Origin of the sequence: Nocardia sp. CA-128927 (genome assembly GCF_050955855.1) — a bacterium.
Lineage (GTDB): Bacteria > Actinomycetota > Actinomycetes > Mycobacteriales > Mycobacteriaceae > Nocardia.
In genome coordinates this window covers 295,176-307,160 of record NZ_CP192087.1, presented here as the reverse complement: position 1 = coordinate 307,160, position 11,985 = coordinate 295,176, and the positions used below count along the sequence as shown (strand labels likewise).

General features: G+C 67.4%; 11 protein-coding genes and 1 tRNA gene. 7 read left to right on the top strand and 5 right to left on the bottom strand.

Going from position 1 to position 11,985, the window contains the following annotated elements; genetic code table 11:
• Positions 1-72: 72 nt before the first annotated feature.
• The 3 genes from ACQPW1_RS01420 to ACQPW1_RS01410 form a co-directional block, all read right to left on the bottom strand.
• The gene (locus ACQPW1_RS01420) at positions 73-501 is read right to left on the bottom strand and encodes a hypothetical protein (RefSeq protein WP_433660971.1); all 429 of its coding nucleotides are present in this window, start codon (positions 499-501) and stop codon (positions 73-75) included.
• 117 nt (positions 502-618) lie between these two features.
• Positions 619-703, bottom strand: a tRNA-Ser gene (locus ACQPW1_RS01415).
• Positions 704-728: 25 nt separating this feature from the next.
• Positions 729-1,229 (bottom strand): MarR family winged helix-turn-helix transcriptional regulator, encoded by a 501-nt coding sequence (locus tag ACQPW1_RS01410; protein WP_433660970.1) that lies wholly within the window; start codon positions 1,227-1,229, stop codon positions 729-731.
• A 137-nt stretch (positions 1,230-1,366) separates the two neighbouring features.
• On the opposite strand from ACQPW1_RS01410, the gene ACQPW1_RS01405 reads away from it, so the two are divergent.
• Positions 1,367-2,356: an NAD(P)H-quinone oxidoreductase gene (locus tag ACQPW1_RS01405; protein ID WP_433660969.1), complete on the top strand. Its 990-nt coding sequence runs from the start codon at positions 1,367-1,369 to the stop codon at positions 2,354-2,356.
• Positions 2,357-2,547: 191 nt separating this feature from the next.
• Here the strand turns inward: ACQPW1_RS01405 and ACQPW1_RS01400 are convergent, their stop codons facing one another.
• Positions 2,548-3,750, bottom strand: a complete 1,203-nt coding sequence (locus tag ACQPW1_RS01400) for a cysteine desulfurase-like protein (protein ID WP_364726169.1) — start codon at positions 3,748-3,750, stop codon at positions 2,548-2,550.
• A gap of 286 nt (positions 3,751-4,036) precedes the next feature.
• On the opposite strand from ACQPW1_RS01400, the gene ACQPW1_RS01395 reads away from it, so the two are divergent.
• The 6 genes from ACQPW1_RS01395 to ACQPW1_RS01370 all read left to right on the top strand — a co-directional run bounded on the left by ACQPW1_RS01395 (position 4,037) and on the right by ACQPW1_RS01370 (position 9,975).
• Positions 4,037-4,642, top strand: a complete 606-nt coding sequence (locus tag ACQPW1_RS01395) for a bacterial proteasome activator family protein (protein ID WP_433660968.1) — start codon at positions 4,037-4,039, stop codon at positions 4,640-4,642.
• Positions 4,643-4,794: 152 nt separating this feature from the next.
• Positions 4,795-5,745 (top strand): galactan export ABC transporter permease subunit Wzm/RfbD, encoded by a 951-nt coding sequence (wzm, locus tag ACQPW1_RS01390; RefSeq protein ID WP_433660967.1) that lies wholly within the window; start codon positions 4,795-4,797, stop codon positions 5,743-5,745.
• Positions 5,746-5,755: 10 nt separating this feature from the next.
• Complete coding sequence (gene wzt, locus ACQPW1_RS01385; protein WP_433660966.1) at positions 5,756-6,613, top strand: galactan export ABC transporter ATP-binding subunit Wzt/RfbE; 858 nt, start codon at positions 5,756-5,758, stop codon at positions 6,611-6,613.
• Positions 6,610-7,623, top strand: coding sequence for a galactofuranosyltransferase GlfT1 (glfT1, locus tag ACQPW1_RS01380; protein ID WP_433660965.1), 1,014 nt, complete (start codon positions 6,610-6,612; stop codon positions 7,621-7,623). The genes wzt and glfT1 overlap by 4 nt, the downstream gene beginning before the upstream one ends.
• 240 nt (positions 7,624-7,863) lie before the next feature.
• A complete protein-coding gene (gene rsgA, locus ACQPW1_RS01375) occupies positions 7,864-8,910 on the top strand; it encodes a ribosome small subunit-dependent GTPase A (protein WP_433660964.1) in 1,047 nt (348 codons plus the stop codon).
• Between the two features lie 192 nt (positions 8,911-9,102).
• On the top strand, positions 9,103-9,975 hold the full coding sequence (locus ACQPW1_RS01370; protein ID WP_433660963.1) for an SDR family oxidoreductase: 873 nt from the start codon (positions 9,103-9,105) through the stop codon (positions 9,973-9,975).
• A gap of 60 nt (positions 9,976-10,035) precedes the next feature.
• Here the strand turns inward: ACQPW1_RS01370 and ACQPW1_RS01365 are convergent, their stop codons facing one another.
• Positions 10,036-11,949, bottom strand: a complete 1,914-nt coding sequence (locus ACQPW1_RS01365; RefSeq protein ID WP_433660962.1) for a glycosyltransferase — start codon at positions 11,947-11,949, stop codon at positions 10,036-10,038.
• Between the last annotated feature and the right edge of the window lie 36 nt (positions 11,950-11,985).

Sequence of the window (11,985 nt, the reverse complement as noted above, 5' to 3'; positions counted from 1 at the left end):
CGGCGGACGGTCGCCGATGAGCGGCGCAGGGGCCGCAGCGCCTGCGCCACTCGTGGTGGCGGTCAGCCCGGACTAGCTACCGAAGCTGCCGGTGGCGGGCTTGTTGGTAGGGACGGCAACGGTGACCGTCTCGCTCAGCTCGTACCCGCCCGCGGTGCTGGTGTCCGCGCAACCGCCCCGCGCGGTGATCTTGGTGCCCGGCTCGAGACCGGTCAGCGAGGTCTTGATCGTCTGGCCGGGCTGGGCCAGCGACTCCAGCTTGCCCTCACCGAAGAAGACGTGGTTGTTCTCCGGGCCGACGCCGGCTTCCGCCCAGCACTGCCCGCGCTCGTTCGGGTTGTGCAGCGTCGCGGTCACCGTGCCGGGGCCGGTGCCCTCGAAGGTGACGACGGGGGCGCGGAACGGCGCCTCAGCGACAGCGGGAGCGGCGGTGAAGGGGGCGAGTGTCACGGCCGCGGCGGAGACGGCGAGCAGCAGGGATCCATGGATTCGTCTGTTCATCACACGACCGGATCCTGCCCGCTAAAGGGTTCGAGCACAACGGCTTACGTGGCCACAAAGTGAACTATGGACCGCAGGATCGGTTCGAAAACAATCCCGACCTGCGGCCTTCCCAAGCGGAGACGGAGGGATTTGAACCCCCGGTCGATCTCTCGACGCTCGCTTTCAAGGCGAGTGCATTCGGCCGCTCTGCCACGTCTCCTCAGTTGACGATGGTAGCGGACGGCTCAGGCGGGTCGCGTTCCGATTTCCTGATCGATGCGGGCGAAGACTTCGGCGATCACCTCTAGCTGGTGCGGCGTGAGTAGGTCGATGAAGTCGCGGCGGACCGCGTCGACGTGGCCTGGGGCGGCGGCTTCGAGGCGGCGCATGCCTTCGTCGGTGAGCTCGGCGAGGACGCCGCGGCCGTCTTCGAGGCAGGTGTTGCGGCGCACCATGCGCTCGCCTTCCAGGCGGCGGATCTGGTGGGTGAGGCGGCTCCGCGAGGAGAGCACGCCGTCGGCCAGCTCACTCATCCGCAGGGCACGGCCGGGCGCCTCGGACAGCAGCACCAGGATGCGGTACTCGGCAACGCTCAGATCGCTGTCGCGCTGGAGCTGCCGGTTCAACGTGGCCATCAGACGCTGATGCCCGTCCATATAGGCCCGCCAGGCCCGCTGCTGCGCCGGCGTGAGCCAACTCGGCTCGGCCGCCACGGGGCTGCTCGGTTCGGATTGCACGCCGCTCATTCTATGTCGCCCCCAACTGCGGAAACTCCCTGTGGGGAAAGACGTATCAGTCAGCGGGCGGCAGCGGGCCGGTTCGGACCGAACTGCGGCGAGGGGCCCACGGTTCGCGGCGGCGTGGGCGGGGCAGTATGGAGTTCATGCGTGCTATCGAGCTGAACGGTTTCGGCGGGCCCGAGGTGATGGCGCTGGCGGACGCGCCGGATCCGGTACCCGGACATGGTGAGGTGCTGATCGAGGTGGCGGCCGCCGGGGTGAATCGGGCCGACCTGATGCAGCGCCAGGGGTTCTACCCGCCGCCACCGGGGGCGAGCGCGGTGATCGGCCTCGAGTGTTCCGGCGTCATCGCCGAACTCGGTGACGGCGTGCACGACTGGCAGGTCGGCGATCGGGTCTGCGCGCTGCTGTCCGGCGGTGGTTACGCCGAAAAGGTGGTCGCCCCCGCGGCGCAACTGCTGCCGGTGCCTGAGGGCTTGGACCTCGGTGCGGCGGCCGGGCTGCCCGAGGTGGCGGCGACGGTGTGGTCGAACCTGGTGATGACGGCGGGCCTGCAGTCGGGGCAGCTGCTGCTGATCCACGGTGGCGGCAGCGGGATCGGCACGCACGCCATCCAGGTGGCGCGCAGCCTCGGCGCGCGGGTCGCGGTCACCGCCGGGTCGGCCGACAAGTTGCAGCGGTGCAAGGAGCTCGGCGCGAGCGTGCTGATCAACTACCGGGAGGACGATTTCGTCGCGGCGGTGCGCGCCGAGGGCTCCGGCGCCGACGTCATCTTCGACAACATGGGCGCGGTCTACCTGGATCGCAATGTCGAGGCGCTGGCGAATTTCGGGCACCTGGTGGTGATCGGCATGCAGGGTGGCGCCAGCGGTGAGCTGAATCTCGGTGCGCTGCTGCGGAAATGGGGCACCGTGCACGCCACCAACGTGCGCAACCGACCGGCCACCGGTCACGGCAGCAAGGCCGAGATCATCGCCGAGGTGCACCGGCACCTGTGGCCGTTGGTCGCCGACGGTTCCGTCGTGCCGGTCATCCACGCGGAAGTGCCGATCGCCGAAGCGAGCGAGGCGCATCGCCTGCTGGAATCCGGCGACGCCTTCGGCAAAGTCGTGCTGCGAGTACAGGAGCTCTGAGCACGCGCGCCGCGCACGAATTGGCTTGGCGCGCACCAGATCACCGACGATTTCGAGCGCAGCATGCGAATCGATGCGCGGCAGACCGACCCTGTCGCGCGCACCGCGCGTACGGATTGGCGTGGCGCGCAGGGGATTGCCGACTGTTTCGTGCGCGGGGCGAGAATTGTTGCGCGCGAGGCGGATCGGCGCTACTCCAGGGCGGCTAGGGCGCGGCCGAGCTGGTCGATTTCGAACTTGGTGGTGTAGGGCGCAAGGCCGATGGTGACCGCGCCGCCCTCGTCGTTGACGCCGAGCGCGTCCAGCAGGCGGCTGCCGCCGTGCACGCCGCTGAGGGTGCCGATGCGGTTGTCGGCGAGCTTGGCGGCGACCTTCTCGGCCTGCATGCCCGCGAGAGTGAAACTGACGGTGGGGATTCGGGTGGAGGCGCGGCCGATCACGGTCAGGTTCGGGATCTTGTCCAGCACGTCCATCAGGTGCTCGAACAGCTGATCGTGGTAATCCTGCAGCGAGGTGATCGACATCTCCAGGCGCTGGCGCCTGCTGCCGCGGGCCCGCTCGTCGAGTCCGGCGAGGAAGTCGATCGAGGTGGTCAGCCCGGCGAGCAGGGCGTATTGGTGTCCGCCGACCTCGAGCCGTTCGGCGCCCTTCGCGTAGGGGTTCAAGGACATCGAGGGAATCCGGTCCAGGAAGGCCGGGTCGCGGAACACCAGCGCGCCGATCTGCGGACCGCCCCAGGCGGGTGCGCTGAGCGCGACCACGTCGGCATTGAGTTCGTCGATGTCGATGAGCGCGTAGGGCGCGGCGCCGAACGCGTCCGCGACGAGCAGCCCACCCACCTCGTGCACCCGGTCGGCGGCCACCCGGACCGCGGGCGCGGAGCCGACGATCGGCGAGGCGGCGGTGAGCGCGACCAATCGCGCGGTCGGCCCGATCAACTCCTCGAACTGCCAGGACGGCATCTCGCAGGTCTCGATCTCCACCTCGGCCCAACGCACGTGCGCGCCGTACCTATTGGCGATCCGCAACCACGGCGCGACATTCGCCTCATCGTCCAGCCGGGACAACACGATGCCGGTGCCGAGACCGAGCCGCGAGCTCAACGATTCGGCCAGCCAGGCCAGCAGCACGGCCCGATCGGGGCCGAGCACAACGCCCGCCGGATCTCCGCCGACTAGATCCGCCACCGCCTCGCGGGCCGCGTCCAGAATGGCGGCGCTGCGCACCGCCGCGCCATTACGACCGATATGCGAAAAAGATGAAGTTCGGAATCCTGTTGAGACGGCGCGAGATACCGCATCGGGCACCAACATGCCCGCCTGCGGGTCGAGATGAATCCAGCCGTCGCCGAGGGACGGTATCAGGCCCCGAACCCTCGCGACGTCGTAAGTCATGCTGGCCACTCTAAGGGCAGTGGGCGAGCCAGCGTAACCGCGTTCCCCTCCGCTGCATAGCGGGGGCACAGCGACCTGGGACTCAGCATGGCAACCGACTTTCAGCAAATCCGAACCACACGACCCGAACAGAATAGAACGCCACCCGGTCACCATGCGCGGCCTCGCGCATTCGCGGCTCGCAAGCGCTCCAAGAGTACGGGAGCAACCTGGTCGCAGCCTGTTATCCGCGGGCCCGTGAACACCGACTTAGCGCGTTCGCGAGCAACGCGACATGATAGGGACCATGACGCAATCGGATGAGGCCCCGGACCACATTGTCGTTGTCGGGCCGGACGGCCGCCCGTTGGTCATCCCAGCGGAGGCCGCGGCGGACGCGCCCTTCACCGCGCAGGTGGTGACCGGCGAGGACAAGAAGGACGAGTCGGGCGACCGGGACGATTCAGGCGAATCGCTCGCCGACATGGTCGAGCAGCCCGCGAAGGTCATGCGCATCGGCACCATGATCAAGCAGCTGCTCGAAGAGGTGCGCGCGGCTCCGCTCGATGACGCGAGCCGGGCCAGGCTGAAGGAGATCCACAAGTCGTCGGTGCGCGAGCTGGAGCAGGGCCTCGCCCCGGAACTGCGCGCCGAGCTCGAGCGGCTCACGCTGCCGTTCACCGACGAGGAGATTCCGTCCGACGCCGAGCTGCGGATCGCGCAGGCGCAACTGGTCGGCTGGCTGGAGGGGCTGTTCCACGGCATCCAGACCGCGCTGTTCGCGCAGCAGATGGCCGCCCGGCAACAACTGGAGCAAATGCGCCAGGGCGCGCTGCCGCCCGGCATCCACGCGGGCGACCCCCGCGGCGGTCCGGCCAACCACGTGACCGGCGGGTCCGGGCAGTATCTGTGAGGTGGCCGACCCGCGTCCACGCGGGTCGGTAGGAATGTCCAAGGGTAGTGTCGAGCACCGTGCCCGCCGCTGCCGCCCGCCCCGACTCGGACATGGGTTCGGGGCGTCCTGAAGAGAGCTCAGTGCGTTCAGATGACAGCTCAGATGAATCCGTGCGCTCGGAGGACGATCCCTCCGACGACAGCGCGGTGCGCTCCGATGACAGCGCGGCGGAAGAGGATCCGGTGAGCCCCAGCGAGACCCCCGTGCTTGCCGAACCGGTGGACACCGAACCGCTCCCGTCGGATTCGCTGACCTACCGGCGGGCGTTCAAGGATTTCCGCGTCGGTTTCGGGCAGCGGGAACTGTGGTTGTCGCTCGGCTGGCAGGACATCAAACAGCGGTACCGGCGCTCGGTGCTCGGGCCGTTCTGGATCACCATCGCGACCGGTGTGCAGGCCGCGGCGATCGGCCTGCTGTACTCCGCCCTGCTCGGCCAGCCGATCAAGGACTACCTGCCCTATGTGGCGATCGGCATCATCGTCTGGAATGTGATCAACGCGAGCATTCTCGAGGGCGCCGATGTCTTCATCGCCAACGAGGGGCTGATCAAACAGTTGCCCTCGGCGTTGAGCGTGCACGTCTATCGCCTGGTGTGGCGGCAGTTGCTGTTCTTCGCGCACAACTTGGTGATCTACTTCGTGGTGCTCGTCGCGTTCGGTGTCTGGGAAAAGCTGCACTGGACCGCAATATTCGCCATTCCCGCGCTCGGACTGCTCTTCCTCAACGCGATGTGGGTGTCGATCGTGTTCGGCATCTTCAGCACGCGCTACCGCGATATCGCGCCGATCCTCGGCAGCCTGACGCTGATGCTGTTCGTGCTGACCCCGGTGATGTGGAGCACGAAAAGCCTGACGTCGCAGGGTGGTGCGGTCGGCGACCGCGCGAAGCTGGCCGAGATCGTCCCGACGTTCCACTACCTGGAGATCATTCGCGCGCCGTTGCTCGGCGACGATCAGCATCTGTATCACTGGGTGATCGTCGGCGCCATTACCGTGGTCGGCTGGCTGGTCGCGATCTTCGCGATGAAGCAGTTCCGCTCGCGCGTGCCGTACTGGGTTTAGGAGGGTATCGATGACCGACCATGTGAGTATCGAAACCCGCCATGCCTGGGTCGAATTCCCGATCTTCGACGCCAAATCGCGGTCGCTGAAGAAGGCGTTCCTCGGCAAGGCCGGCGGCGCGATCGGGCGCAACCAGTCCGATGTCGTCGTCGTCGAGGCGTTGAACGACATCACGCTGTCGCTGAAGGAAGGCGACCGGGTCGGCCTGGTCGGGCACAACGGCGCGGGCAAATCGACCCTGTTGCGCCTGCTCGCGGGCATTTACGAACCGACCCGGGGTAGTGCGCGCATCCGCGGCCGGGTCGCGCCGGTCTTCGATCTCGGAGTCGGCATGGACCCGGAGATCTCCGGGTACGAGAACATCATCATCCGCGGCCTTTTCCTCGGGCAGACCCGCAAGTCGATGCTGGCCAAGATGGACGAGATCGCCGATTTCACCGATCTCGAGGAATACCTGTACATGCCGCTGCGCACCTATTCGACGGGCATGCGGGTCCGCCTGGCGATGGGCGTAGTGACCTCGATCGACCCGGAAATCCTGCTGCTGGACGAGGGCATCGGCGCGGTGGACGCCGAATTCATGAAGAAGGCCCGGCTGCGTCTGCAGAAATTGGTGGCCCGATCGGGCATCCTGGTATTCGCCAGTCATTCCAATGAATTCCTCGCGCAACTCTGCGATACCGCGCTGTGGATCGATCACGGACACATCCGGCTACGTGGCGGTATCGAAGAAGTGGTGCGAGCCTACGAGGGTCCGGACGCGGGCAACCACGTCGCGACCGTGCTGCGCGAATTGGAAGCCGAAAAGACCTTGGAAGCCGAAAAGACCATGGGCACCGAACGAGAACTGGAGCGGAATAAGGCATGAGTGAGCCGACCGGGCAGGACACCCCGATCGAGACCGGGGCGCACCCCCAGGTCGACTCCGCGCCGCAGAGCTCCAGTGCAGCCGCGCCCAACACACCGACGGGGACCGGTCCCGACGCTCGCATCGTGGCCGTCGTGGTCACCCACAAGCGCCGCGAGCTGCTCGCGGAATCGCTGAAAGTCATTGCGTCCCAATCGCGCCCGGTCGATCACCTGATCGTGGTCGACAATGCCAACGAGGCCGAGGTCGCCGACCTGGTGCGCGATCAGCCGATCGAGGCCACCTACCTCGGCTCGGCGCACAACCTCGGCGGCGCGGGCGGTTTCGCGCTCGGCATGCTGCACGCGCTGAGCCTCGGCGCGGACTGGGTCTGGCTGGCCGACGACGACGGCAGGCCCGAGGGCCCGGAAGTGCTTGGCACCCTGCTGGATTGCGCGCGGCGGCACAACCTCGTCGAGGTGTCGCCGGTGGTCTGCGACATCAACGAACCCGACCAGCTGGCCTTCCCGCTGCGCCGCGGCGTGGTGTGGCGGCGGCTGCGTTCCGAACTCGGCGACGAGGATTTCCTGCCCGGCATCGCCTCGCTCTTCAACGGCGCCTTGATCTCCGCCAAGGTCGTCGACGTGATCGGCGTGCCCGACCTGCGCCTGTTCGTGCGCGGCGACGAGGTCGAGGTGCACCGCAGGCTGGTCCGCTCCGGCCTGCCCTTCGGCACCTGTCTGCAGACCGCGTACCTGCATCCCAACGGCGCCGACGAATTCAAGCCGATCCTCGGCGGGCGCATGCACACCCAGTACCCGGACGACCCGATCAAGCGGTACTTCACCTACCGCAACCGCGGCTACCTCATGTCCCAGCCCGGCATGCGCAAGCTGCTCCCCCAGGAATGGATCCGCTTCTCCTGGTTCTTCCTGGTCACCCGGCGCGACCCGGCCGGTCTGCGCGAATGGTTCCACCTGCGCTCACTGGGCCGCCACGAGCAATTCGGCAAGCCCGACCAGCGTCCCTGACCAGCGGTTCAGCGGTCGCTGACCGCTGAACGTTAAATCGGTTGCGCGTGGTGGCGGAGCCATGTCAAAGTTCTGGGCAACTGCGAAAGAGTCGAGGAGGTGTGGACCGTGGCTAGGAACCTTCGGATTGTCGTGTTCGGCCGAGCTGTGCTTGTGCACGCCGCCACACGGAACGCCACCTCAATCTTCAGTCACTGAGTCCGCGTTGGGCTCGGTGCCCAACGAAAGACTCCTTCCATCATGGTTGAGAACGACCTTCTTGTTCCTTACGGCTGGACCGAAGCCGTAGCTGATGAATACGCCTCGCTGATCGAGGAAGGCTGTGTGCCAGCCCGGGTTGTCCGGATGGATCGCAGCGAATGTGATGTCGCCACACCGACCGGGATGGCCCGTGCCCGATGCCCTCGGGCCGACTCCGAGGTCAGCGGGCTGTGCACCGGCGACTGGGTGACGATCGACGCCGAATCGACTGTGCGGCAACTACTGCCGCGACGATCGGCGATCATGCGGTCGTCGGTGTCCGGGCGGTCGCAGGGGCAGGTACTCGCCGCCAATGTCGACACCGTACTGCTCTGCACGGCGGCCGACGCGGATGTCGACCTGGGTCGGATCGAGCGGATGCTCGCGCTGGCCTGGGAGAGCAATGCGCAACCCATCGTGGTGCTGACCAAAGCCGATGCGGCCGTGGATATTCCGATCGACGAGGTACGGGCCGTCGCGCCCGGCGCGAGCGCGCTCGCGGTGAGCGCGAGCAGTGGCGCCGGGCTGGATGTGCTCGCCGCGATGCTCGACGGGACGGTCGCCCTGATCGGTCCGTCGGGTGCGGGCAAGTCCACCCTCGCCAATGCCCTGCTCGGGCAGGAAGTGTTCGCCACCAACGCCGTTCGCGCGGCGGACAAGAAGGGGCGGCACACAACGGTGCACCGCGAGCTACGGCCGCTGCCGAACGGCGGCACGCTCATCGACACACCGGGACTGCGCGGGATCGGGCTGTGGGACGCCGCCGAGGGGATTGAGAAGACCTTCAGCGATATCGAATCCCTCGCCGCCCGCTGCCGATTCGGCGACTGCGCGCACAACGGCGAACCCGGCTGCGCGGTCCTGGCAGCCATCGATAACGGCGAACTCCCCCAGCGGCGCTTCGACAGCTACCGCAAGCTGGCCAAGGAGAACGCCTGGATGGCGGCGCGCACCGACAAGCGCCTGGAAGCCGAGCGCAAACGCGACTGGCGGGCAATCACCAAACAGCAGCGGCAGGGCCACCGGGAACGGAGCTCCCGCCGCTGAACCCGGAGCGCAGGGCGGGCGGCACGCAGTCGGCGATCGGCACCGCCCGCCCCGCGCAACGGCTCCCGCATCCGTCCCTGCGAGCTGACACCCTATGCAACCCGTTGCATATGACGAGGGTTTACGCTTAATGTGCAAACGGTGGAAGGCTGCGGGGTCTCACCTGCGGCGTTGACGACAGGAGCAGGTCTAATGACGGAACCGGGATCCAAGCCGCTCGCGGGCAGAACGCTGATCATGTCCGGCGGCAGCCGGGGCATCGGTCTGGAGATCGCCAAGCGAGCAGCGGCCGACGGCGCGAACATCACGCTGATCGCCAAGACCGATCTGCCGCATCCCAAGCTCCCCGGCACCATCCACACCGCGGCGGCGGAACTCGAGGCGGCCGGTGGCCAGGTGCTGCCGTTCGTCGGCGACGTGCGCATCGATGATTCGGTGGCCGAGGCCGTGCGGCAGACGGTCGAGCGGTTCGGCGGCATCGACATTGTGGTGAACAACGCCTCGGCGATCGACATGTCCCCCACCGACGCGCTATCGATGAAGAAGTACGACCTGATGCAGGACATCAACACCCGCGGCAGCTTCCTGCTGTCCAAGCTGAGCCTCCCGCACCTGCGCAAATCGGCAGCGGCCGACCGCAATCCGCACATCCTCACCCTGTCCCCGCCGCTCAACCTCGACCCCAAGTGGGCGGGTACCGCGCTGGGTTACACCATCGCCAAGTACGGAATGTCGCTCACCACACTGGGTTTGGCGGAGGAGCTGAAGGGCGACGGGATCGGCGTCAACTCGCTGTGGCCGCGCACCACCATCGCCACCGCCGCGGTCAAGAACCTGCTCGGCGGCGAGGAGATGATGGCCACCTCGCGCACCCCCGACATCTACGCCGACGCCGCCTACCTGGTGCTCACCTCGCCGGCCAAGTCGACCTCCGGCAACTTCTTCATCGATGACGATGTCCTTGCCGCCCATGGCATCACGGATCTCGAGAAGTACCGCGTGGTCCCCGGCGACGGCCCACTCACCACTGACCTGTTCCTGGACGACTCCCCGCTGCACCGGTAGCACCGAACGAACGACGGAGGGGACGGGCCAGTCGGCCCGTCCCCTCCGTCATATCCGAAATCAGCTGTCGCGTTTGGTATTCGAGATGCCGTACAGACGTTCCCAGTTGGCGCGGCTGGTGAGCTCCGGCACCGCGGCGCGGTACTCCTGCTGCAAGGCGGGGAGTTCGCTGCGGAGCCTGCGCAGCACGTGGATGGTGCGGCGGAGCAGCTGCCGCGCACGCGCCTTGTCGCGCTGCCGGACTCGAACGCCGGACTGCGAGGCGTCGGTGACCACCACGTGGTCGAACAGCGAAACATGCCACCAGTACGCGTCTTCGCGGGTGACGCCGATGACGCCGTGCTGGGTGCGGCCGAACCACTGGTTGATGGCCCGCTTGATCAGCACCAGCACCGGGCGGCTCGGTTCGCCGGTGGCGCGGCGCAACTGGATATCGCCGGACCGCACCGGCGGCGTCGACGCCGGATGCTTGATCGTCTCGGCATAGTCGGCCCTGGTGCCGCGGGCGGCGGCGAGCGCGTCGATGCCGCCGTCCTGCAACACCTTCGGACCCTTCAGGAAGTCCTCGATGCCCTGCAACGTGGTGTGCACCAGGCCGTACTGCATGGCGACCAGCTGCTCGGACAGCTCGCGGAACAGCTTGCGGGTGATCGCTTTACCGTCGAGGTCGGTGTGCAGCGAGCCGACGATCAACGAGTTGCGCGTGCTGAAGTAGCGCGCCCAGTCGTCGTAGTCCTTCCAGTAGAAGTCCGCGTGCCACACCGCCGCGTTCGGCAGGGTGACCGTGACGAAGCCGTTCTCCCTGGCCCGGATGCCGTATTCGACGTCGTCCCACTGGAAGAAGATCGGCACCGGCAGCCCGATCTTGGCGACCACCTCGGCCGGGATCAGGCAGGTCCACCACGCGTTGTAGCCCGCGTCGACCCGGCGCTCCTGGTTCTTCTTGAGCATGCTGGTGTTGCGCAACGCCTTCGGCACCTTCTGCCCGTGCCGCAGCTGCTGCAGATGCACCTCCTCGGCGCCGACATTGAGGTAGTCGGGGTTGAGCAGGAACAGCATCTGCGCGCCGACCAGGGTCGGTTCCACCGTCATGTTGGCGAAGGCGTTGAGCCGCAACACCGTTTCCGGCTCGCACAGGATGTCGTCGTCCATCAGGATGACGTCGGCGTGCTCGTTGGCCGCGGACACCTCGTAGAGCCCGCGGGTGAAGCCGCCCGCGCCACCGAGATTCGGCTGGCGGATGTAGCGCAGCTTGTCGCCGAAGACCGGCACGACCTCTTGGTAGCGCGGCCGGTTCTGCACCAGATCGGTGCCCTGGTCCACCACGTACACCGCGTCGATCGCGGCGAGCACGACGTCGTCGGACGCCAACGCCGCGACCGTGTGCGCGCAGTCCTCGGCCCGGTTGAAGGTGCAGATGGCGATGGCGACGGGCCGAATGTGGTCCGGCGCGGCGGTGGTCCAGCTGACCTCGGTGATGCCGAGGTCGCCGCCGATGGCGTCGAATTCGAGCCAGATCGCGCCGCCGTCGACGTACTGATCCAGCGGCGCGGTGAGCGTCAGCGGGCCGCTCTCGGTGACCTGCGCGGTGTCGATGATCCGGCGATGCCCCGCGATATCGGACGCTACTAGGCGGATCCTGGCCTTCTTGGTCACGTCGAGCACCATGGCCACCCGCACCTCGGTGACGGTGGTCCAGCGCTGCCAGTAGCTCGCGGCGAAGCGGCCGAAGTAGGTGTTGGTGTGCGCGGCCGTACCCTTTTCCAGCCGCAGCACCTGGCGTTCCCGATGCGCGCGACCCTTGACGACGGCATACAGCTCGTCGCTCACCTTCGCCGACGGACCGGTGAAGATGCCGCGCTGCAGCACCAGCCGATCCGGCGCCCGGTGGTCGGAGCGCAGCGAGGCCGGGGCGTCAACGGCCGGAGCTCGATCGTTCGTTTCGGTCACGGCCTGGGTAGCCGACTGATCCATGAAGTCCTCGAAATCGTTATCGTGCCGGACGGGACA

What these genes read in the sequence shown, in the direction of transcription:
- wzt (WP_433660966.1), top strand. Translation starts at nt 5,756, where the DNA reads ATGACCGACCATGTGAGTATCGAAACCCGCCATGCCTGGGTCGAATTC.
- rsgA (WP_433660964.1), top strand. Translation starts at nt 7,864, where the DNA reads ATGGTTGAGAACGACCTTCTTGTTCCTTACGGCTGGACCGAAGCCGTA.
- ACQPW1_RS01410 (WP_433660970.1), bottom strand. Translation starts at nt 1,229, where the DNA reads ATGAGCGGCGTGCAATCCGAACCGAGCAGCCCCGTGGCGGCCGAGCCG.
- ACQPW1_RS01400 (WP_364726169.1), bottom strand. Translation starts at nt 3,750, where the DNA reads ATGACTTACGACGTCGCGAGGGTTCGGGGCCTGATACCGTCCCTCGGC.
- ACQPW1_RS01395 (WP_433660968.1), top strand. Translation starts at nt 4,037, where the DNA reads ATGACGCAATCGGATGAGGCCCCGGACCACATTGTCGTTGTCGGGCCG.
- ACQPW1_RS01420 (WP_433660971.1), bottom strand. Translation starts at nt 501, where the DNA reads ATGAACAGACGAATCCATGGATCCCTGCTGCTCGCCGTCTCCGCCGCG.
- glfT1 (WP_433660965.1), top strand. Translation starts at nt 6,610, where the DNA reads ATGAGTGAGCCGACCGGGCAGGACACCCCGATCGAGACCGGGGCGCAC.
- ACQPW1_RS01365 (WP_433660962.1), bottom strand. Translation starts at nt 11,949, where the DNA reads ATGGATCAGTCGGCTACCCAGGCCGTGACCGAAACGAACGATCGAGCT.
- ACQPW1_RS01405 (WP_433660969.1), top strand. Translation starts at nt 1,367, where the DNA reads ATGCGTGCTATCGAGCTGAACGGTTTCGGCGGGCCCGAGGTGATGGCG.
- ACQPW1_RS01370 (WP_433660963.1), top strand. Translation starts at nt 9,103, where the DNA reads ATGACGGAACCGGGATCCAAGCCGCTCGCGGGCAGAACGCTGATCATG.